At 69.4% G+C, this 22,195-nt stretch carries 17 protein-coding genes; 7 read left to right on the top strand and 10 right to left on the bottom strand.

What is annotated here, in order from left to right; genetic code table 11:
- Positions 1-15: 15 nt before the first annotated feature.
- Entirely contained in the window at positions 16-1,791 is a 1,776-nt protein-coding gene (locus ASG62_RS01000) for a monovalent cation:proton antiporter-2 (CPA2) family protein (RefSeq protein WP_056694994.1), read from the bottom strand.
- 135 nt (positions 1,792-1,926) lie between these two features.
- On the opposite strand from ASG62_RS01000, the gene ASG62_RS00995 reads away from it, so the two are divergent.
- From ASG62_RS00995 to ASG62_RS00965, 7 genes are all read left to right on the top strand, one after another.
- Entirely contained in the window at positions 1,927-3,291 is a 1,365-nt protein-coding gene (locus ASG62_RS00995; protein WP_056694996.1) for a TldD/PmbA family protein, read from the top strand.
- A 5-nt stretch (positions 3,292-3,296) separates the two neighbouring features.
- Entirely contained in the window at positions 3,297-4,112 is an 816-nt protein-coding gene (locus ASG62_RS00990) for a 3'(2'),5'-bisphosphate nucleotidase CysQ (protein WP_244487569.1), read from the top strand.
- A gap of 49 nt (positions 4,113-4,161) precedes the next feature.
- Positions 4,162-4,398 carry a DUF4170 domain-containing protein gene (locus ASG62_RS00985; RefSeq protein WP_056694617.1) on the top strand — a complete coding sequence of 79 codons (237 nt, stop codon included), beginning with the start codon at positions 4,162-4,164 and terminating at the stop codon, positions 4,396-4,398.
- Between the two features lie 5 nt (positions 4,399-4,403).
- The gene (locus tag ASG62_RS00980) at positions 4,404-5,207 is read left to right on the top strand and encodes a lysophospholipid acyltransferase family protein (protein ID WP_082537193.1); all 804 of its coding nucleotides are present in this window, start codon (positions 4,404-4,406) and stop codon (positions 5,205-5,207) included.
- Positions 5,204-6,535 carry a lipid IV(A) 3-deoxy-D-manno-octulosonic acid transferase gene (gene waaA, locus ASG62_RS00975; RefSeq protein ID WP_056694619.1) on the top strand — a complete coding sequence of 444 codons (1,332 nt, stop codon included), beginning with the start codon at positions 5,204-5,206 and terminating at the stop codon, positions 6,533-6,535. Before ASG62_RS00980 ends, waaA begins: the two co-directional genes overlap by 4 nt.
- 40 nt (positions 6,536-6,575) lie before the next feature.
- Complete coding sequence (lpxK, locus tag ASG62_RS00970) at positions 6,576-7,607, top strand: tetraacyldisaccharide 4'-kinase (RefSeq protein ID WP_056694622.1); 1,032 nt, start codon at positions 6,576-6,578, stop codon at positions 7,605-7,607.
- An 89-nt stretch (positions 7,608-7,696) separates the two neighbouring features.
- Positions 7,697-8,185: a GNAT family N-acetyltransferase gene (locus ASG62_RS00965; protein ID WP_056694623.1), complete on the top strand. Its 489-nt coding sequence runs from the start codon at positions 7,697-7,699 to the stop codon at positions 8,183-8,185.
- A gap of 13 nt (positions 8,186-8,198) precedes the next feature.
- On the opposite strand, the gene ASG62_RS00960 is transcribed toward ASG62_RS00965, so the two are convergent.
- From ASG62_RS00960 to pgi, 9 genes are all read right to left on the bottom strand, one after another.
- Positions 8,199-8,435, bottom strand: a complete 237-nt coding sequence (locus tag ASG62_RS00960; RefSeq protein WP_056694625.1) for a DUF2093 domain-containing protein — start codon at positions 8,433-8,435, stop codon at positions 8,199-8,201.
- Between the two features lie 84 nt (positions 8,436-8,519).
- On the bottom strand, positions 8,520-10,340 hold the full coding sequence (gene mutL, locus ASG62_RS00955; protein WP_056694627.1) for a DNA mismatch repair endonuclease MutL: 1,821 nt from the start codon (positions 10,338-10,340) through the stop codon (positions 8,520-8,522).
- A gap of 304 nt (positions 10,341-10,644) precedes the next feature.
- Complete coding sequence (glgX, locus tag ASG62_RS00950; RefSeq protein WP_056694629.1) at positions 10,645-12,696, bottom strand: glycogen debranching protein GlgX; 2,052 nt, start codon at positions 12,694-12,696, stop codon at positions 10,645-10,647.
- Positions 12,697-12,834: 138 nt separating this feature from the next.
- Complete coding sequence (locus tag ASG62_RS00945; protein ID WP_056694631.1) at positions 12,835-13,227, bottom strand: VOC family protein; 393 nt, start codon at positions 13,225-13,227, stop codon at positions 12,835-12,837.
- 137 nt (positions 13,228-13,364) lie between these two features.
- On the bottom strand, positions 13,365-14,996 hold the full coding sequence (locus ASG62_RS00940) for an alpha-D-glucose phosphate-specific phosphoglucomutase (protein ID WP_200944695.1): 1,632 nt from the start codon (positions 14,994-14,996) through the stop codon (positions 13,365-13,367).
- Positions 14,993-16,438, bottom strand: a complete 1,446-nt coding sequence (gene glgA, locus ASG62_RS00935) for a glycogen synthase GlgA (RefSeq protein WP_056694636.1) — start codon at positions 16,436-16,438, stop codon at positions 14,993-14,995. The genes ASG62_RS00940 and glgA overlap by 4 nt, the downstream gene beginning before the upstream one ends.
- A 5-nt stretch (positions 16,439-16,443) precedes the next feature.
- Positions 16,444-17,709 (bottom strand): glucose-1-phosphate adenylyltransferase, encoded by a 1,266-nt coding sequence (glgC, locus tag ASG62_RS00930; RefSeq protein WP_056694638.1) that lies wholly within the window; start codon positions 17,707-17,709, stop codon positions 16,444-16,446.
- Between the two features lie 197 nt (positions 17,710-17,906).
- A complete protein-coding gene (locus ASG62_RS00925) occupies positions 17,907-20,411 on the bottom strand; it encodes a glycogen/starch/alpha-glucan phosphorylase (protein WP_082537194.1) in 2,505 nt (834 codons plus the stop codon).
- Positions 20,408-22,027 carry a glucose-6-phosphate isomerase gene (gene pgi / locus ASG62_RS00920; protein ID WP_056695002.1) on the bottom strand — a complete coding sequence of 540 codons (1,620 nt, stop codon included), beginning with the start codon at positions 22,025-22,027 and terminating at the stop codon, positions 20,408-20,410. The genes ASG62_RS00925 and pgi overlap by 4 nt, the downstream gene beginning before the upstream one ends.
- Positions 22,028-22,195: the final 168 nt, after the last annotated feature.

The raw sequence follows: 22,195 nt of genomic DNA, 5'->3' as shown, positions 1-22,195 counted from the left end.
ACCTTCTTCGTCCGATCAGATGCTTTCGGCCGGTTCGGAAACGGGCCTGCCGGGGGCGTCCGTCGGGTGATGCTTGGCCTTCGGCTTGACCAGCGGCTCCGGCGTCGCCTTCTTCGTCGTCACGAGATCCGGCCCCGCGAAGGTGCCCTCGCTCGACTGCATGGTCAGGCGCTCGCGGTCCCTGCGGCGCACGTCCGAGACGATCGAACGCGCGACCTTGGGATCGACGCCGAGCCCGACCAGCGCGTCGCCGCCGAAGACGAGGGCCGATTCCAGCGTCTCGCGCATCTCGTATTCGACGCCCCGCTCGCGCAGCGAGAGCGAGTGGTTGCGGTCGTAGGACCGGACGTAGAGGCGCACGTTCGGAAATTCCGAGCGGACGAGATCGACGATCGCATCCGTCGTCTCGCGCCTGTTCGTGCAGACGGCGACGATGCGCGCCTTGCGGATGCCCGCGGCCTCCAGAACGTCGCGCCGAAGCCCCGAGCCGAAATAGATGCGGAAGCCGAACCGGGCGGCGTTGCGGATGCGCTCGGCGGAATTGTCGATGATCGTCACGTCCGTGCCCTGGCTCAGAAGCACCTGCGCGGTGATCTGGGCGAAGCGCGAGAAGCCGATCATCAGCACCTCCGATCCCGCTCCGTCGAAGTCCTCCTCCAGCTGCTCTTCCTCCGGCACGGCCGAAAAGCGCGCCCCGATAAAGGCGGTGAGCGGCGTCAGGGCCATGGAGAGCGTGACGATGGCGACGAGGAGCGAGGAGGTCTCGCCCGGAAAGATGCCGGCCGCCGCCGCCGCCGCGAAGAGCACGAAGGCGAACTCGCCGCCCTGCGGCAGGAGGGCCGCGATCCGCGCGGCGGCCGGCGGGCTTTCGCCGAAGAGGCGGGAGAGGCCGAAGAGAAGCCCGGCCTTCACCAGGAGAAGCGCGGGCGTGACGACGAGGATCGCCAGCCAGTCGCGAATGAGGATCGACAGGTCCAGCGAGAGTCCGACGCCGATGAAGAAGAGGCCGAGGAGAATGCCGCGGAACGGCTCGATGTCGGCTTCCAGCTCGTGCCGATAGGTGGACTCGGCCAGAAGCACGCCCGCGATGAAGGCGCCCATCGCCATGGAGAAGCCAGCCGCCGCCATCAGGAGCGCCGAGCCGAGCACCACGAAGAGCGCGCCCGCGATCATCACCTCGCGAGCGCCGGAGCGGGCCATCAGCCAGAAGAGCGGGTTGAGAAGATAGCGGCCGGCGGCGAGCAGAGCCAGGATGGCGCCGACGGAGATGGCGATCTGCACGGGATCGAAGCCCGCCGCGCCCGAGGAGGGCGCCAGGAACGGCACCAGCGCCAGAAGCGGCACGACGGCGAGATCCTGGAAGAGGAGGATCGAGAAGGCGGCCTGCCCGTGCCGCGTGTTCGTCTCGCCCGCCTCCTCCAGGAGTTGGAGGCCGAAGGCGGTGGAGGAGAGGGCGAGGCCGAAGCCGATGATCGTGGCGGCCGGCCAGCCGATGCCGAGCGCGCCCGCCGCAAGAACCAGGACGGCGCCGGTCAGCACGACCTGCGCGAGGCCGAGGCCGAAGATCTGGCGCCGGAGAGACCAGAGCCGGCTGAGCTTCAGCTCCAGGCCGATGATGAAGAGAAGGAAGACGACGCCGAGCTCGCCGACATGGAGAATCTCCTCTCCCCGGCCTTCGAAGAGGCGCAGGATCGGCCCCATGACGACGCCGGCGAAGAGATAGCCGAGCACGGTACCGAGCCCGATGCGCTTGAAGAGCGTGCCGGCGAGAATGCCTCCGCCCAGCAGCATGAGGACGCCGAGAAAGAGCTGCGATTGTTCCACGGGGGGCGGGCCGTTCCATTGGCGGAAAGAAAGCGGCGGGTTCGGCCCGCCATCGTCGCGAAGGGCATTGCTGCCCACCGCACGGCACCATAAATGGTTCGGATGCTAAAACCAGCCGACACGAGCGAACGGGGCAACGGGGCGGGCGGTCTTCTCGACACCGCCGACCGGATGATCCAGATGGCCCTCAAGGCCGGGGCCGATGCCGCCGACGTCGCCGTGGTGCGCTCGCGCTCCGCCGGCGCCTCGGTGCGCCTCGGCCGGGTGGAGGATACCGAATCCTCCGAGAGCGAGGACGTCGCGCTGCGCGTCTTCGTCGGCCGGCGCGTCGCCACCGTCTCGGCGGATGTCCATGCCGATCTCGCGCCGCTCGTCGAGCGCGCCGTCGCCATGGCGAAGGTCTCGCCGGAGGACCCGTTCGCAGGGCTCGCCGAGCCGGGGCAGCTGGCGACCGAGATCGTCGATCTCGACCTCTTCGATCCGACCGAGCTCTCCGGGCGCGATCTCGTGGACGCCGCGATGGCGCTGGAGGAGGCCGCGCGGGCCGTGCCCGGCGTGTCGAACTCCAGCGGCGCGGGCGCGGGCTACAGCGTGTCCGGCCTCGTTCTCGCGACCTCCGCGGGTTTTTCGGGCGAGCGGACGCGTTCGGGCTTCTCGCGCTCCGTCGGCGTCATCGCCGGCGAGGGCACGGCCATGCAGCGCGACTACGATTTCGATTCGCGCATCCACTACGGCGATCTCGACGAGGCGGCGGCGATCGGCCGGCGGGCCGGCGAGCGCACGGTGCGCCGTGCGAACCCGCGAAAGGTGCCGACCGGGCGCTATCCGATCGTCTTCGACCCCCGCGTCTCGCGCGGGCTCGTCGGCCATGTCCTCTCCGCGATCAACGGCGCGGCCATCGCGCGCGGCACGAGCTTCCTGAAGGACCGGATGGGCGAGCGCATCCTGCCCTCCGGCGTCTCCATCACCGACGACCCTCTCCTGGCGCGGCGCCCGGGCTCGCGCGCCTTCGACGGCGAGGGCGTGCGCGGCGAGCGGCTGGCGCTGGTGGAGGACGGCGTCCTCCAGAGCTGGATTCTCGACGGCGCCACCGCGCGCGAACTCGGCCTCGTCACCAACGGGCGCGGTTCGCGCTCGTCGAGCGGCGTCTCGCCGGCCTCGACCAATGTCCTCGTCTCGCCCGGCGCGCTCTCGCCGGAGGCGCTGATCGCCGAGACGCATCGCGGCATCTACGTGACCGAACTGATCGGGCAGGGCGTCAACCTCGTCACCGGCGACTACAGCCGCGGCATCTCCGGCTTCCTCATCGAGGACGGAAAGCTGACCGTGCCGATCTCGGAGGTGACGATCGCGGGCACGTTGAAGGAGATGCTCCTCGGTCTGACGCTCGCCGACGACCTCGACCCGCGCTTCTCGGTCGTCGCGCCGACCATGCGCATCGAGGCCATGACCGTCGCGGGAGAATGACGGACTTGGGCTCGACCGCTCCGATGGAGACCTTCACGGCCGCCGACGATCTGGCGCTCCTGACGGCGGCCGCGCACGAGGCCGGGCGGATCGCGCTCGGCTTCTTCGGCGCGGCGCCGGAGGTCTGGATGAAGACCGGCAATTCGCCGGTCTCCGAGGCCGATTTCGCGGTCGATGCCTATCTGAAGCGCGTGCTGCTGGCGGCCCGCCCGACCTATGGCTGGCTCTCGGAGGAGACCGAGACGGTGCTCGGCGCGGCCGGCGCGGAGCGCTTCTTCGTGGTCGATCCGATCGACGGGACGCGGTCCTTCCTGCGCGGCGAAAGCACCTGGTGCGTCTCGGTCGCGGTGATCGACGCCAAGCGGCCGCATGCGGGCGTCATCGACGCGCCGGCCAAGGGCGAGGTCTTCACGGCGGTTTCGGGCGGCGAGGCGCTGCTGAACGGCGCGCCCATCCGCGTCGCCCCGGCGGGCGGCGGCATCCTGTCCGTCGCCGTGCCGGACGGAATGGTCAAGCGCTTCGAGCCGGAGCGGGCGGCGGGGCATCTGGCCTTCGCCAAGGCCGCGCCCTCGCTCGCCTACCGGCTGGCCGAGATCGCCGCCGGGCGCTTCGACGGAACGGTGATCCGGCCGAACGCCAACGACTGGGACATCGCGGCCGGCGACCTCATTCTGGAGCTGGCCGGCGGCTCGCTGGTGGACCTCTCCGGTGCCGCCCGGCTCTACGATATATCCGGGCGCAAGCACGGGCTCTTGGTCGCGGCGGCCGAACATGCTCTATCGCGCCTGACATCCATGGCCGAGGCATCGAGCCCGGCCTGACGCCTTTTTCACCGACGACGCCGTCCTCTTCCGAGCTGAAGGATTGCCCATGGTTAGCGAACAGGAATCGAAGCAGCGGCTTCACCTCGTCTTCGGCGGCGAGCTGAAGAGCCTCGACTCGGTCGATTTCAAGAATCTCGACGGTCTCGACATCGTCGGCATCTTCCCCGACTACGCCTCCGCGCTGACCGCCTGGCGCTCCAAGGCGCAGCAGACCGTGGACAATGCCGCGATGCGCTACTTCATCGTCCACATGCACCGCCTTCTCGAGCCGGACGGTCTTTAGCGATCATGGACGCGCCGAGGGTCCAGCCGGCCGAGGTGGAGGCGGGAAAGCCGGATGTCCCGGAGACGCCGCGCCCCATCTTCCGCGCGCTCGCGCGCCGCTGGAAGCAGCTCGGCCGCAAGCTGACGCGCGACCGCCGGGCGACGGCGGCCATCGGCGGGGTGATCTACGGCGCGCTTCGGGCGATCCACGGCACGCAGAGGCAGGCCGAGGGCTCCAGCGACTTCGAGACCGTGCTTGCCCGCGAGCATCCGGCGATCGTCGCCCTCTGGCACGGGCAGCATCTGCTCGCCCCCTTCTTCCGCCCGAAGTCGCTGCCCTACGTGGCGCTTCTGTCGAAGAACGCGGACGCGGCGATCAACGCTGCCGTCGTCGAGCGCTTCGGCATCGGGACCGTGCGCGGCTCCGGCGGGCGGGTGCGCGGCGCGGTCGCGCAGAAGGGCGGCGCGCGCGCTTTGATCGTGCTCCGGCGGATGCTGCATGACGGCGTCGGCGTCTGCATGATCGCCGACGTGCCGAAGGGCGTTCCGCGCCAGGCGGGGCTCGGCATCGTGACGCTGGCGCGCATTTCCGGCCGGCCGATCATCCCCTCCGCCGCGGTGACGAGCCGGCGCCGCATCGTGATGAGCTCCTGGGACAAGACGTCCCTGCCGCTGCCCTTCGGGCGCATCGCCGTGGTGCTGGGCGAGCCGATCCACGTTCCCGCCGATGCCGACGACGCGCTTCTGGAGGAGAAGCGCGTCGCCGTGACGCTCGCGATCGAAGCGGCGAACCACCGCGCCATCGAACTGGCGGGAGCGCGCCCATGAGCGATGCCTTCGCGCGCGCCGCGCTCGGCGCTTATCGCCTCTTCGGTGCGGCCGCCTATCCGCTGATCGGACCCTATGTCGGCTGGCGCGCCTCGCGCGGCAAGGAGGAGCGTGCGCGCCGCCGCGAGCGCTACGGCTATCCCGGCGCCGACCGCCCGGGCGCGGGGCCGCTCGTCTGGGTCCATGCCGCCAGCGTCGGCGAGAGCACGGCCGTCATGCCGATGGTGCGCGAGATCGCGGCCGAGAACATCCACATCGTCATGACGACGGGCACCGTGACGTCGGCCGCCCTGGTGCAGGACCGGCTCGGCAGCGCCGTGATCCACCAATATGTGCCGCTCGATCTGAAGCCCTCGATCATGCGCTTCCTCGACCATTGGCGGCCCGATCTCGCCATCGTCGCCGAAAGCGAGATCTGGCCGATGACGGTGCTCGAACTCGGCCGCCGGCGCATTCCGCAGGTCCTGGTCAACGCGCGCCTGTCCGACCGGTCGTTCCAGCGCTGGAAGGCGGCGCCTTCGCTCGCCGAGGCGCTTCTGGAGAACCTGTCGCATGTCGTCGCCCAGTCCGACATCGACGGCGAGCGCTATCACCTCCTCGGCGCGCGGGCGGTGACGGTTGCCGGCAACCTGAAGGCCGACACCAACCCGCCGCCCTTCGAGCCGATCGCGCTTCAGGCGCTGAAGGCCGATCTGAAGGGGCGTCCGGTCTGGGCCGCCGTGTCGACCCATGCCGGCGAGGAGGAGATCGCCGCCGAGGTTCACCGGACGCTGAAGGTGCGCCATCCCGGCCTTGTCACGATCATCGTGCCGCGCCATGTCGAGCGCGCGGACGCGCTGGAGAAGTCCTTTATCGCCAAAGGGCTGACCGTGGCGCGGCGCAGCGCCTACGAGCCGGTGCCGCCGGAAACCGACATTTTCCTCGGCGATACGATGGGCGAGATGGGGCTCTATCTGCGTCTGACCGAGATCGCCTTCGTCGGCCGCTCGCTGCAGGGGCAGGGCGGGCAGAACCCGCTGGAAGCGGCCATGCTCGGCACCGCGATCCTATCGGGGCGCTACGTCCAGAACTTTCGCGACGCCTATCAGCGGCTTCTGAAGAACGGCGGCGCGCGGCTGGTGAAGGACGAGGACGGGCTGAGCGACATGGTCGGCCAGCTGCTCGGCGATCCCGCGCTTCGCCGCCGCATGATCGAATCGGCCGCCAACACGGTCGGCGAAATGCGCGGCGCGCTCCAGCGGACCATGCAGGCGCTCGAACCCTTCCTCCATCCGATGAAGCTCGCGATCCGGCTGGAGCGGTCGGATCGCGGGGCGCAGGGGCGATGAGGGCGGCGGACGGCGGTCTCGCGCGGCCCCGGCCGATTCCGTGACGCGGGAGGCGCCGGACTTCTGGTGGTCGGAGCCGGGCTGGCAGTCGGCCCTTCTCTGGCCCGTCGCCCGGGCCTATGGCACGGCCGCCCGCTGGCGTCTCGACCATGGCGAGCGCGCCGATGCCGGGCTTCCCGTCCTCTGCGTCGGCAATTTCACCGTGGGCGGCGGCGGCAAGACGCCGACGGCGCTGGCGCTCGGCCGCGCCGCGATTGAGCTCGGCCTGAAGCCCGGGTTCCTGTCGCGCGGCCATGGCGGCTCGGCGCGCGAGGCGATGATCGTCGATCCCGCTCGGCACGGCGCCGGCCTCGTCGGCGACGAGCCGATGCTTCTGGCCGCCCTCGCCACGACCGCCGTCTCCGCCGACCGGCGGCGGGGCGCGGCGCTTCTGAAAGAAGCCGGGGTCGAGATCGTCATCATGGACGACGGGTTCCAGTCCGCGCGCCTCGCGATCGATCTGGCGCTTCTCGTGGTGGATGCCGGGCGGGGGCTCGGCAACCGGCGCGTCCTCCCCGCCGGCCCCTTGCGCGCGCCGCTTCTCGACCAGATCCGCCATGCGGACGCGCTTCTCCTCGTCGGCACGGGCGCGGCCGGCGATCCGGCGATCCGCGCGGGCGCGCGGGCGGCCAAGCCGATCCACGAGGCGCGGGTTCTGCCCCGCGATGCCGAGCGTTTCGCCGGCGAGCGGGTTCTCGCCTTCGCCGGCATTGCCGATCCAGAGAAGCTCTATCGCAGCCTGGAAGGGCTCGGCGCGACACTCGCCGCCACGGCCGACTTTCCCGACCACCACCCTTTGAGCGAGGCCGAGATCGCCGAGCTGCGCGCCAGCGCCGAACGCGACGGGCTGACCCTGGTGACGACGCGCAAGGATCACGCGCGCCTTGCCGGCGGCGGGGCGACGGCCAGAGCCTTCGCAGGCGAGGTCGCAGTGCTCGACATCGACCTCGTCTTCGATCCCCCGACGCTCGGGCCGAGGCTGATCCGCCAGACGCTGCAGGCCTTCGCGGACCGGCGCCTGCGCGGTCTATAGGCTTGGCCGCAAGGCGTGGACGCCTCGCCGACTCGGCGCGAAAGAGTGGCATCCTTCGCGCAAAGGCGCATCGTTCGGAGACCGAAGACATGGACCTTTCCAGCCCTGCCATGTCCGGTCATGCCATCTCCGACCTAAAGGACCGGCCGGACTTCCTGCCCGTCGTCGCCGATCGGCTCTGGCAGGCCTGGTGGCGCGCGGAGGGCCTGTCGGCGGCCGGGATGGAGGCGCTGGTCGGCGAGAGCCTTCGCGGCGCGCCTCTGCCCTTCACGCTCGTCGCGCATCGCGGCGACACGTTCCTCGGCACGGCCTCGGTCATCGCGAACGATCTGGCGGCCCGGCCGGCCTTTACGCCCTGGCTCGCGGCGGTCTTCGTGGAGCCTGAGGCGCGCGGAGCCGGGATCGCGGCCTCGCTCGTGCGGCACGCGACAAAAAGGGCGTTTCGCCTGCCGATCGAACGGCTCTACCTGAACGCCGTGCCGGCGGTCTCCGCGCTCTACGAGAAGCTCGGCTGGAGCCTCGTCGAAGCCGATGTCGGCGGGGTCAACATCTACGCGGTGGAAAACGGCTCTCCATGAGGCCGGCCACGGCCTACGCCCTGGCGGCGATCGCGGCGAGCTTGGGGTTGCAGGCGAGTTCGCGCTTCAGCGAGGCGGCGCAGTCGACATAGGCCTCCTGGCGCGCGACGCTCCAATAGCGCAGCATGTCGAGCGGGATCGTCTCGCCCGTGACGGCGCAGCGCACATAGGCGCCGGGGCGCTGGATCTCGAAGTCGCCGTCGCCGTAGCGCACGCGCGCCTCGCCCGAGCTTTCCATGCGGTTCATCATCGCCGGCCGGCTCCGTTCGCTTGCCTCATCGCCGTCCGTGAAACAGGATCGCTCCCGGCCTGTCAACATGCGCCTCGGAAGAGGTCATCGGCGCCCGAAGAGCCGTTCGATATCGGCGAGCTTCAGTTCCACGAAGGTGGGGCGTCCGTGATTGCAGGTGCCCGAGCCCGGCGTCGCTTCCATCTGGCGCAGGAGCGCGTTCATCTCCTCGCCGCGCAGCCGCCGTCCCGAGCGCACGGAGCCGTGGCAGGCGATCGTCGCCGCGACCGCGTCGATGCGGCCCTTCAGCCCGTCGGCGGTCTCGTGCTCGGCCAGTTCGTCGGCGAGATCGCGCACGAGGGCGGGCACGTCGACGGCGCCGAGAATCGCGGGCGTCGAGCGCACGGCGACGGCGCCGGGGCCGAAGCGCTCGAGCGACAGGCCGAAGCGCTCCAGGCTCTCGGCCGCCAGCGCCAGCCGATCGGCATCGTCGCTCGCCACATCCACGATCTCGGGCAGAAGCAGGAGCTGGGCGGGGAGCGGGCGCCCGTGGATCGCCGTCTTCAGCGTCTCGTAGACGAGGCGCTCGTGCGCGGCGTGCTGGTCGACGATGACGATGCCGTCCGGCGTCTCGGCGATGACGTAATTGTCGTGGACCTGCGCCCGCGCCGCGCCGAGCGGATGGTCGGCGGCGCCGATCTCGACGGGCGTTTCGTCGGCGATGCGCGCGGCCGGGGCGAAGCCGGCTTCGGCCGCGGTCTCGAAGGCGGCGGCGCGCGGCTCCAGCGGGCGGAAGGGCGAGGCCTCCGTGCTGTAGGGCGCCTGCGGCCGCTCGCCGAAGGCGCGCGGCCCGCCCGCGAAGGAGGACTGCCAGGCGGGAGACGGCGCCGGGGCGCCGGCCTGGAACTTCTGCAGCATGTCCGAGGCGCCCGCGGCCGAGCGCCGAAGGCCGCGCTCGGCCAGCGCCTGACGGATCGAGCCGACGATGAGGCCGCGCACGAGGCCGGGGTCGCGGAAGCGCACATCGGCCTTGGCGGGGTGGACGTTGACGTCGACCAGCGCCGGATCGATGGAGAGAAAGAGGACGGCGACGGGATGCCGGTCGCGCGCCATGGCGTCGGCATAGGCGGCGCGCAGCGCCGAGAGCATCATCTTGTCGCGGACGGGGCGGCCGTTGACGTAGAGATACTGGAACTGCGCATTGCCCCGCCCGGTGCTCGGCAGGCCCGCAAAGCCGGCGAGGCCGACGCCCTCGCGCGCGGCGTCGAGCGGGATGGAATCCTCGGCGAAGTCGTCGCCGACGACGGCGGCGATGCGGGAAAGATCGTCGCCCGCCTCCAGTGTCAGGGTCGTGCGGTCGGGGCCGGAGAGCTCGAAGCGGATCGCGGGCGCCGCGATGGCGATGCGCCTGATAACATCGGCGATGGCCGCGCTTTCGGCCCGCTCGGTCTTCAGGAACTTCAGGCGGGCGGGGACGGCATGGAAGAGGTCGCGGACCTCGACCATCGTGCCCGCGCCGTGCGCCGCCGGCCGGACCGGCGAGGTGCGCCCGCCATGGACCTCGATCTCGTGCGCGCCCTCCGCCCCGCGATGGCGCGAGCGCAGCGTCAGCCGCGCGACCGAGCCGATCGAGGGCAGGGCCTCGCCGCGAAAGCCGAGCGTTTCGATCGCTGCGAGCCCGCCGTCGAGCTTCGACGTGCAATGGCGGCGCACGGCGAGCGGCAGTTCGTCGGCGGGAATGCCGGACCCGTCGTCGGAGACGCGGATGAGGCTCTTGCCGCCGCCCGCCGTGACGATCTCGATCCGCCGCGAGCCCGCGTCCACCGCGTTCTCGACCAGTTCCTTCACCACGCTCGCCGGCCGCTCCACCACCTCGCCGGCGGCGATCTGGTCGATCTGGGTCTCGGTGAGGGCGCGAATGGGCATGGGGCGGGTTTTACGGGTTTGCGCGGCGGGTCACAACGGGGTGCGGTGACGTGCGGTCTTCGGTCTCTTAGACGCCGGTGCAATTTGACGGGTCGGCGGGAGGCACCCCCCTCTGGCCTGCCGGCCATCTCCCCCGCAAGGAGGGAGATCGGCAGCTTTGCCGGCGGATCGAACTCGCCGGTGTCGGCGACGAGCGTCATCTCCCTCCTTGCGGTGGAGATGCCCGGCAGGGCAGAGGAGGGTGCTCGCACCGAACCTCACCGGCTCGTGTCCCTCACAACCTCGCCGGCTGGTTCTCCCAAGCTCATCCGCCCTCCGTCCGCTCCACCAGCACGAAGACCGAGCGCGCCTTCACAATGAGCCCGGCTCCGGCGTCCAGCGAGCGCGGCTCGAGGGCCGGCCAGTCCGATTGGAGGCGCAGCGTCCAGTGGCGCTCGGGCTGCGGCGAGGGCAGGGTGACGGTCGCGTCGTCGCGCCCGGCATTGAGGTAGACCAGCGCGCGTTCCGTCGTCCCGTCCGCGCCCGGTGCGGCGAGGTCCATGGCGAGGAAGCGGCGGGCGGGATCGTGCCAGTCGGGCTCGGCCATCGCCGCGCCGTCCTCGCGGCGCCAGACGACGTCCGGCAGGGCGCTTCCTTGTGCCGTCCCGGTCAGGAAGGCGTCGGCGACAAGGGCGGGATGGCTGCGGCGAAGGGCGGCGAGATCGGCGGTGAAGGCGATCAGGTTCTCGTCGGCCCCGGCCCAGTCGAGCCAGGTGATCTCGTTGTCCTGGGCATAGCCGTTGTTGTTGCCCTTCTGCGTGCGGCCGAACTCGTCGCCGGCGACGATCATCGGATTGCCGCGCGCTACCATCAGCGTCGCCAGAAGCGCGCGCATGTCGCGGCCGCGGGCCTCGATGATGGCGGGATCGTCGGTCGGCCCTTCCGCGCCGTTGTTCCAGGAATGGTTGTCGTTGGAGCCGTCGCGATTGTCCTCGCCGTTCGCCTCGTTGTGCTTCTCCTCGTACATGACGAGGTCGGCCAGGCTGAAGCCGTCATGCGCCGCGACGAAGTTGACGCTGGCCGACGGCTTGCGGCCCTCGCGGTCGTAGAGATCGGCCGAGCCGGCAAGGCGTGTCGCGAGGCCCGGAATGCGCCCGTCCTCGCCGCGCCAGAACTTGCGCACGTCGTCGCGAAACCGGTCCTGCCATTCGAGGAAGGGTTTCGGGAACCGGCCGACCTGATAGCCCCCCATGCCGATGTCCCAGGGCTCGGCGAGATGGATGCGGTCCTTCAGCACCGGGTCCTCGGCGATCATGCGGAAGTACGGCGCGTCTTCGCGGAAGCCCTCGGGGAAGCGGCCGAGCACGGTGGCGAGATCGTAGCGGAAGCCGTCGATGCCGGTCGTCTCGACCCAGGTCCGCGCGGCATCGACGAAAAGACACGCGACCGGTTCCTTCCAGGCGGCGAAGGTGTTGCCAGTGCCAGTGACGTTGACAAGCACGTCCGGCCGCTCCTCCTCGTGCGCATAGTAGAGCCGGTTGTCGAGGCCGCGATAGGAGATGGTCGGGCCGGCATCGTCGCCTTCGCCGGAATGGTTGAAGACGACGTCGAGAAGAACGCGGATGCCGCGCTCGTGCAGCGCCGCCACCACCCGCCGGATCTCGGCGAGCCCGCCCGGCGAGAGGCGCGGGTCCGGCGCCATGTGGGTGACGGGATTGTAGCCCCAGGCATTGGTGAGGTTGCGGGCGGTCAGATGGCCCTCGTCGATCCAGGCGGCGAGCGGCATCAGCTCGATCGTGTCGATGCCGATCCGGGCGAGATGGTCGAGCGTGCGCGGCTCGGCGAGCGCGGAGATCGTGCCGCGAAGCTCGGACGAGATTTCGGGATCGGCCTGGCTGAAGGCGCGCACGAGAAGCTCGTAGGTGAAGCCCGGAGCCGCGAAGGGAAGGGCTTCCGCATCGCGCGGGGGCGCGGTGACGATCGCGCGCGGCAGGAAGGCGGCGCTGTCCAGCTCCCGCTCGGGCGGCGCCGCCAGCGAGGGCTCGTAGAGGAAGGGCCGGTCGAGCCGGAGCGCATAGGGATCGACGAGAAGCTTGGAAGGGTCGAAGCGGTGGCCGGCCCTCGGATCGAACGGGCCCTTGGCGCGCAACCCGTAACGCGCGCCCTCTGCCAGACCCGGCACGAAGCCGAAGCGCGTGCCGCCGTCCGAGCCCGGAAGCTCCAGGCGCTCGGTCTCCAGCGTGCCCGCCTCGTCGAAGAGGCAGAGCTCGAGCGCGTCCGCATTCTCGGAATAGACGGCGAAATGGACGCCGTCCGCCTCGATCGTCGCGCCGAGGCTGGCGGGCTTGCCGCGCTCGGCGGTGATGGATGTCGCCATGCGGAGAGCCCTTCGGAGCGTAGCAAGGGATGGGGGCGGGACGCCGCGCCGTGCCAGCGTGGCTGCCGGCGACGACGCTGCCTTTGAACCTCGGACGAGCCGAGGCCCCTGTCGAGGGGGAAGGCCGCTTCGTCAGCCTCAATCGCTCGCGGTGAACTCGACCTTCATGCGGTCGGGGTCCTCGACGAACAAGGCGTAATACGCATCGCCGCCATTCGCGAAGGGATATCGCTCGTCGTAGAGGTTCTGGATTCCATGGTCGAGGCAGTACCGCCGCAGACGGTCGACGATTTCGCGGGCATCGACCTTGAAAGCGAGATGATTCAGTCCGACCCCGCACCGGTGATAGGGGTGCGACCGATGCTTTTCCGCGACCTGCACGAAGGTCAGATAGGCGTCCTTGCCGTTGGACAGCGTGAAGCCGTCATCCCAATGCCCTGTCTTCTCGTAGCCGATCATGCCGAGGATGTTTGCCCAGAAGGCGAGCGATGCATCGAGGTCGGATACATAGAGTTCGACATGGTGCAGCATGCGGGGTCCGAGCAAGACTGAGCGGCCGATCGCTCATGAAAGCCCGGCGTCGGCCCGTTGGCAATCCCGCCTGCACGCGTTCGTGCCGCTGCCGAAGTCGTCCGGCACCGCATGGAGGCGTCGCCGGGCGGAGCGGATCAGGTCACGACGTCGGGCGCGGTGCGGCCGGTGCGCTTCTTGATCTCGCCGATGACGTCGGCGGTCTCGATCAGCTCCTTCAGCGCCTCTTCCGGCGCAGCGCCGTGGCGGGACGTGTCGGGCTCGTAGCGCTCGATATAGACGCGAAGCGTCGCGCCGACCGTGCCCGTGCCGGACAGGCGGTAGACGATGCGCGAGCCGCCGGAGAAGAGGATGCGCACGCCCTGGCCGGTCGAGATCGAGCCGTCGATCGGGTCCTTGTAGGAGAAGTCGTCGGCCTCCGAGACGACGAGCGTGCCGAAGCGCTGGCCGGACATGGAGGCGAGCCGGTCCCGCAGCGAGCCCATCAGGCCGTCCGCCTTCTCCTTGTCGATCTCGTCATAGTCGTGCCGCTGGTAGTAGGTGCGGCCGAACTCGGTCCAGTGGCTCTCGACGATCGCCTTCACGCTCTCGCCGCGCTCGGCCAGGATGTTCAGCCAGAGGAGAACGGCCCAGAGCCCGTCCTTCTCGCGGACGTGGTCGGAGCCCGTTCCCGCGCTCTCCTCGCCGCAGATCGTCACCTTGCCGGCGTCCAGAAGATTGCCGAAGAACTTCCAGCCCGTCGGCGTCTCGTAGATGTTCAGCCCGCGCTTGCGGGCGACGCGGTCGGCGGCCTGGCTCGTGGGCATGGAGCGCGCGATGCCGGCGATGCCCTTGGCGTAGCCGGGCGCCAGATGCGCGTTGGCCGCGAGGATCGCCAGCGAGTCCGACGGCGAGACGACGATGCCGCGGCCGACGATCAGGTTGCGGTCGCCGTCGCCGTCTGAGGCCGCGCCGAAGTCGGGACCGTCCGGCGCCATCAGGCGGGCGATGAGATCGGCGGCATAGACCGCGTTCGGATCGGGATGCCCGCCGCCGAAATCCTCCAGCGGCACGCCGTTGACGACCGTGCCGGCGGGCGCGCCGAGCGTCTCTTCCAGGATGCGCTTGGCATAGGGGCCGGTGACGGCGTGCATGGCGTCGAAGGAGAGCGTGAAGTCGCCCGCGATCAGCGCGCGGATCTTCGGAAAATCGAAGAGCTCGGCCATCAGCTCGGCATAGTCGTCGACGGGATCGACGACCTCGAGCACCATGTCCTCGATCGTTGTCTCGCCGATCGTCGAAAGGTCGGGCTCCGGCGCGTCGGAGATCTTGTAGGCGTCGATCTCGCGCGAGCGGCGGTAGGTCGCCTCGGTGATCGCCTCGGGGGCGGGGCCGCCATTGGCGATGTTGTACTTGATGCCGAAATCGCCGTCGGGGCCGCCGGGATTGTGGCTGGCCGAGAGGATCAGCCCGCCCGCGGCCTTGCGCTTGCGGATGAGGTTGGAGGCGGCCGGCGTCGAGAGGATGCCGTCCCGGCCGACCACGACGCGGCCGAAGCCGTTCGCCGCCGCCATGCGGATCGCCTTGCCGATGACCTCGCGGTTGAGGAACCGTCCGTCGCCGCCGATCACCAGCGTCGCGCCGGCGCCCCGTTCGGCGACGTCGAAGATCGACTGGATGAAGTTCTCGGCATAGTTCGGCCGGCTGAAGTGGGGGACCTTCTTGCGAAGGCCGGACGTGCCCGGCTTCTGGTCGTCGAACGGCGTCGTCGCGACGGTTTGGAGCATCAGGCGGCATCCTTCAACAGTGAGGCGTAGAGGTCGGCATAGCGGGCGGCGCTGGCGGTCCAGCCGACATCCGTCGCCATGCCGCGCCGCTGCATGGCTTGCCAGACCGGCGCATCCTCGTAAAGCCGGCAGGCGCGGGAGATGGCGTCGAGAAGCGGGGTCGGGGCCACGGTGTCGAAGATGACGCCCGTCGCGACCTTGGCGGCGACGGCGGCGTAGTTCGCGTCGATCACCGTGTCGGCGAGCCCGCCGACCTTGGAGACGACGGGGATGCAGCCGTAGCGCAGGGCATAGAGCTGGGTCAGGCCGCAGGGCTCGAAGCGCGAGGGAATGAGCAGCCCGTCCGCGCCGGCCTGGAGATGGTGCGACAGGGGCTCGGAATAGCCGATGCGCACGCCGACCTGCCCCGGATGACGCGCATGGGCGGCGAGGAAGGCGCCCTCGATCAGCGGCTCGCCCGAGCCGATGATGGCCAGACGCGCGCCGAGCGCCACGATCTCCTCGGTGAGGCCGGCGAGAACGTCCATGCCCTTCTGCCAGGTGAGGCGGCTCACCACGGCGAAGATCGGGCCCTCGCCCGGCGCAAGGCCGAACTCGGCCTCGATCGCGCGCTTGTTGGCGGCGCGCGTCTTCAGCGTCTTGGCGCCGTAGCGCGTGTCGATCAGCGGATCGGAGGCGGGGTCCCAGACGGCGGTGTCGATGCCGTTGACGATGCCGACGAGGCGGCTGGAGCGGCCGCGCAGGAGCCCGTCGAGGCCCATGCCGCCCTCCGGCGTCACGATCTCCTCGGCATAGGTCGGGCTGACCGTCGTCACCGCGTCGGCGGCGTGGAGGCCGCCTTTCAGGAAGCCGACGGAGCCGTAATATTCGAGCCCCTCCAGCGACCAGGCGGAGGAGGGAAGGTTCAGCCCGGGCAGGATCTCGCGGGGATAATTGCCCTGGAAGGCGAGGTTGTGGATCGTCAGGACCGTCTTCGGGCGCGGGCCGGCCGAGAAGGAGAGATAGACCGGTGCGAGCGCGGCCTGCCAGTCGTGGGCGTGGAGGATGTCGGGCTGCCAGCCCGTCGCGCCCTGGCCGATCATCGCGCCGACGCGCCCGAGAGCGGCGAAGCGCGCCCAGTTGTCCAGGTGTTCCTGGCCGGCGGTGGTGAGGTAGGGGCCGCCCGGCCGATCGTAGAGATGGGGCGCGTCGATGAGGAGAAGGTCGAGCCCGGCCGCCGTCGCGGCGTGGATCCGCGCGGGGCCGCCGAAAAGGTCCTCCAGAGCCAGCACCGGCTCGCCGTCGCCGAGCGGGATCGCGGCCGCGACCTCCGGATAGAGCGGGAGGAGGGTCTTCACCTCCTTCCCGCGCTCGGTCAGAGCCAGAGGCAAGGCGCCCGCCACGTCCGCGAGCCCGCCCGTCTTGACGAAGGGATAGACCTCGGAAGCGACCGAAAGGACCTTCATTGCGCTCACCGGTAGTTGAGCCGGTCGATCATCGGCTTGGTGACGAGGCAGACCCCGTTCTCCGTGCGGCGGAAGCGCTGCGCGTCGAGCTCGGGGTCCTCGCCGATCACCAGTCCGTCCGGGATGTGGACGCCGCGATCGATGACCGCCTTGCTGATGCGCACGTTGCGGCCGATATGGGCCTGTGGCAGCACGACCGCGTGGTCGAGATGCGAATAGGACCGCTGGCGGACGCCGGTGAAGAGGAGCGAGCGGTTCAGCGAGCCGCCGGAGATGATGCAGTCGCCGGAGACGAGCGAGGACACGGCCTGCCCGCGCCGCCCGTCGACGTCGTGCACGAACTTGGCCGGCGGGGTGATCTCCGAATAGGTCCAGATCGGCCAGTCGCGATCGTAGATGTCGAGCGGGGGAACGACGTCGGTCAGGTCGATATTGGCCTGCCAATAGGCGTCCACCGTGCCGACGTCGCGCCAGTAGGCATCGGTTTCGTTGGCCGAGCGCACGACCGAATTGCTGAAGGAATGGGCCTGCGCGTAGCCGTGGCGAACGATGTGGGGGATGATGTCCTTGCCGAAGTCGCGGTCCGACTTCGGATCGGCGGCATCGCGGCGCAGCTGGTCCATCAGGAACTTCGTCTCGAAGACGTAGATGCCCATGGAGGCGAGCGCGGTGTCGGGCCGGCCGGGAATGGCGGGCGGGTCCTTCGGCTTCTCCACGAAATCGGTGATCTTGCCGGTCTCGTCGACATGCATGACGCCGAAGCCGACCGCCTCCATGCGCGGGACCTCCAGGCAGCCGACGGTGACGTCGGCGCCGGAATCCACATGCTGCTGGAGCATGATCTCGTAGTCCATCTTGTAGACGTGGTCGCCCGCCAGGATCACGATATACTGGGGCGCATAGTCTTCGATGATGTCGATGTTCTGATAGACCGCGTCGGCCGTGCCGGCATACCACTGGTCCTCGGACACGCGCTGCGAGGCGGGCAGCACGTCGAAGCTCTCGTTGCGCTCGGGCCGCAGGAAGTTCCAGCCGCGCTGCAGATGGCGGATCAGCGAGTGCGCCTTGTACTGCGTGGCGACGCCGATGCGCCGGATGCCGGAGTTCAGAGCGTTCGAAAGCGCGAAATCGATGATGCGCGTCTTGCCGCCGAAATAGACCGCGGGCTTGGCGCGCGTGTCGGTCAGCTCCATCAGCCGGCTTCCACGGCCGCCCGCCAGCACATAGGCCATCGTATCGCGCGAGATCGGTCCGGGCTTGCGTTGTACCATTCGTCATCCTCCCAGATGTGGTCCCGGAGGCGATCTCGGCTGGCACCGCCCGACCCGGTCGCCGTTTCGGCGTTCTTGGCCATCCTACACGGCCACGCCTCGAAACATAGGGTTCAGTGGCTTTTCATCCACGGGTTCCGCACCCGGAAAACGGATCGGCCGGCGGCAAAACGTGCCACCGGCCGACTGACGCTTCGTCAGGCGTCGCTGCCGGTCCGCCAGATGTCCTTGGCGTATTCGCGGATGGAGCGGTCGGAGGAGAACCAGCTCATGCGGGCCGTGTTGCGCACGGCCTTCTCGCCCCAGGACGCCGTGTCGATCCAGGTCTCGTCGATCTGGCGCTGCGTCTTCCAGTAGGCTTCGAAGTCGGCCGCGATCATCCACCAGTCGTTGTTGTAGAGATTTTCGACCAGACCCTGGAAGCGCTCCGCGCCGTCCGGCGAGAAGACGCCCTTGGTGATGGAGGAGAGGGCGTTCTGCAGGATCTGCGAGGACTCGATGATCGAGCGCCCGCTATGGGTCTCGCGCCGGCGCTGGGCGACCTCGTCGGCGGTGAGGCCGAAGATGAAGATGTTCTCCTCGCCGATATGCTCCAGCATCTCGACATTGGCGCCGTCGAGCGTGCCGATCGTCAGCGCGCCGTTGAGGGCGAACTTCATGTTGCCGGTGCCGGATGCTTCCAGGCCCGCCGTCGAGATCTGCTCGGAGACGTCGGCCGCCGGCATGATGATCTCGGCGAGGCTCACATTGTAGTTCGGGATGAACACGACCTTCAGGAGATTGCGGACCGAAGGATCGGAGTTCACGACGCGTGCGACGTCGTTGATGAGGTGGATGATCTCCTTGGCCTGCGCGTAGCTCGGCGCCGCCTTGCCGGCGAAGATCTTGACGCGCGGCTGCCAGTTCAGCTCGGGATGCGAGCGGATCTGGTCGTAGAGGGCGACCGCCTCGATGATGTTCAGGAACTGGCGCTTGTATTCGTGGATGCGCTTGACCTGGATGTCGAAGATCGCGGACGGATCGACCGAGATGGCGAGCCGGTCCTCGATCGTCTGGGCGAGCCGCGCCTTGTTCTCGCGCTTGACCCCCATGAAGCGCTCGCGGAAGGCGCCGTCCGTGGCGAGCTTGTCGAGATCGGCCAGACGGTCGATGTCGTCGAGGAAGGCGGGGCCGACCGCGTCCGTCACGAGGTCGGTGAGGCCGGGATTGCACTGCATCAGCCAGCGCCGGGGCGTGACGCCGTTGGTCTTGTTCTGAATGCGCGTCGGATAAAGCACATGCAGATCGTGGAAGACGGTCTGCTTCATCAGCTCCGTGTGGAGGGCGGAAACGCCGTTGATCGTGTGCGAGCCGACGAAGGCGAGCTGGCCCATGCGCACGCGCCGGCCGTGGTTCTCGTCGATGAGGGAGATCGCGGCGACCCGCGCGCCGTCGAGGCCCTTCTCCTGGGACGCCTCGCGGATGACCTGCGCGTTGATCGCGTAGATGATCTGCATCTGGCGCGGCAGGAGGCGCTCGAAGAGATGGATCGGCCAGGTCTCCAGCGCTTCGGGCAGGAGCGTGTGGTTGGTGTAGGAGAAGGTCGACTTGGTCAGCGTCCAGGCGTCGTCCCAGGCAAAGCCGTGGACGTCGATCAGAAGCCGCATCAGCTCGGCGACCGAGACCGCCGGATGCGTGTCGTTCAGCTGGATCGAGACCTTGTCGGAGAGGTTCGTCAGGTCGCCGTACTGGCTGAGATGGCGGCGGATGATGTCCTGCAGCGAGGCCGAGGAGAAGAAATACTCCTGGCGCAGGCGCAGCTCCTGGCCGGCCTGATGGGAATCGGCGGGATAGAGGACGCGGGTGATCGCCTCTGCCTTGTTCGCCTCGCGCACGGCGCCGATATGGTCGCCGGAATTGAAGGCGTCGAGGAGGATCGGATCGAGCGACTGCGCGCTCCAGAGGCGCAGCGTGTTGACGTGCTTGCCGCGCCAGCCGACGACGGGCGTGTCGTAGGCGACGGCGAGAACGCGCTCGGCCGGGCGCCAGACCTGGCGCGGCGGCTTGCCGGGCTCGTCGATGGCCGCGACCTTGCCGCCGAAGCCGATCTCGTAGGAGGCCTCGCGGCGCTCGAACTCCCAGGGGTTGCCGTGGGCGAGCCAGGTCTCGGGCAGCTCGACCTGCTCGCCGCCGACGATCTCCTGCCGGAAGAAGCCGTGGACGTAGCGGATGCCGTAGCCGAAGGCGGGGACGCCCGTCGAGGCCATGCTCTCCATGAAGCAGGCGGCGAGGCGGCCGAGACCGCCGTTGCCGAGCGCGGCATCGGGCTCGAGAAGCTCGATCATGTCGATGTCGACGTCGTAGCGCGAGAGGGCGGCGCGCACCTCCTCCGTGAGACCGAGATTGTTGATCGCGTCGCGCAGGAGACGGCCGATCAGGAACTCCATCGAGAGGTAGCAGACGCGCTTCTGCTGGTTCTCGTAGATCTCGTGCGTCGACTTGAACCAGCGGTCGATGATGCGGTCGCGCACGGCGAGCGTCGTCGCCTCCAGCCAGTCGTGGCGGCGGGCGGCGGCCGGGTCCTTGCCGACGGCGTAGGTGAGCTTTTCCAGGATTTCCAGCGCCAGCGTGTCCGCGTCGTTGCGGCGGGGCTCGGCCATGGGGGTCGGGCGCTCGGTGGCGGGTTCGCCCTCGGACGTGCGGGCTTCGAGTGCGGACGTCATTTGGTCTTCCTCATCTCGCGCAGAACGCCGACGAGCCCGGCCGTGGAGCCGTCCCGTCCCGTGGTTGCGACCTGTCCTTGCACCACCGGCAGGAGACCGGTGGCGAGTTCCTTGCCGAGTTCGACGCCCCACTGGTCGAAGGCATTGATCCCGAAAAGCTGGGCCTCCACGAAGACCCTGTGTTCATAGAGCGCAACGAGGCGCCCGAGGGAATAGGGGTCGAGCGTCTCGTGGAGAATGGTGATGGAGGGCCGGTTTCCGGGGAAGGCGCGATGCGGCGCCAGCCGCTCGGCCTCCGCCGCGTCCGCGCCCTTGTCGAGAAGCTGCCGGCGCGCCGTCTCCAGCGAGCGGCCGACCATCAGCGCCTCGCTCTGGGCGAGGCAATTGGCCAGAAGCAGCTCGTGGTGGATGCTCAAGCTCGCCTCGTGGCCCTTGGCCGCCACGATGAACTCGGCCGGGATCGGGTCGGTGCCCTGGTGGATCAGCTGATAGAAGGCGTGCTGGCCGTTGGTGCCGGGCTCGCCCCAGACGAGCGGGCCCGTCGGCGTCGTCACCGGCTCGCCGTCGAGCCCGACGCGCTTGCCGTTGGATTCCATGTCGAGCTGCTGGAGATAGGCGGGCAGGCGCAGGAGGCGCTGGTCGTAGGGCAGGATCGCGCGGGCGGGATAGGCCTGCGCGACGCGGTGCCACCAGCCGACGAGGCCGAGGATGACGGGAAGGTTCTCCTCCAGCGGCGCGGACTTGAAGTGCCGGTCGAGATCGCGCGCGCCGTCGAGGAAGGCGCGGAATCGCTCGGGGCCGATCGCGATCATCACGGGGAGGCCGACCGCCGACCAGACCGAGTAGCGTCCGCCCACCCAGTCCCAGAAGCCGAAGACGAGGTCGGGATCGATGCCGAAGGCCGCGACCTTTTCGAGCGCGGTGGAGACGGCGGCGAAGTGCTGGAACACGGCCGCCTCGCCGAGCGCCTCCGCGATGAAGCGCCGAGCGGTCGCCGCGTTCGTCATGGTCTCGATGGTGGTGAAGGTCTTGGAGGCGACGATGAACAGCGTCGTCTCGGGATCGAGGGTCTTCAGCGTGTCGGCGATATGGGCGCCGTCGACATTGGAGACGAAATGCGCGCGCGGCCCGTCGTGGAAGGGCGCCAGCGCCAGCGTGACCATGGCGGGCCCGAGATCGGAGCCTCCGATGCCGATGTTGACGACATCGGTGAAGGCCTTGCCGGTCGCGCCCTTGCGCGTGCCGTCGCGCAGGCTGCGGGCGAAGGCGCCCATGGCCTGGAACACGCCCTCGACATCGCCGCCGACGGGCCGGCCGTCCACCGAAAAGCCGTCGCTCTCGTGGCCGCGCAGGGCGACATGGAGGACGGAACGGTTCTCGGTCGCGTTGATGCGAGCGCCGGCGAACATGGCGTCGCGCTTTTCCTCGAGCCCGACCGTGCGCGCGAGATCGAAGAGACCCTCGAGGTCCGAATCGCCGATCGCGCATTTGGACACGTCGATCAGGAGATCGTCGAGACGGTAGGAAAAGGTCTGGAAACGGGCGGGATCGGCGGTAAACCGCTCCGCGATGCCGGCGGCGCGCGCGGCGCTCCCCGACGTCGCGAGCGCCGCGATCCGATCCCCTCTGAAGTCCGCAACATGGTCGGTCAAGGCATCGGTCCGAGCTGGAACGAGGAGCGAGGCTCCACTATCGGGGACAGACGCTTAACCGCCCGGCCTCTGTCAGTATAGCTGCGAACGATAATGAACTCTCAAGGGCACGAGCGATTTTTGCCTGCAGAA

The organism is Aureimonas sp. Leaf427, assembly GCF_001425485.1.
Taxonomy (GTDB): domain Bacteria; phylum Pseudomonadota; class Alphaproteobacteria; order Rhizobiales; family Rhizobiaceae; genus Plantimonas.
This window is presented reverse-complemented; position numbering and strand designations above follow the sequence as displayed.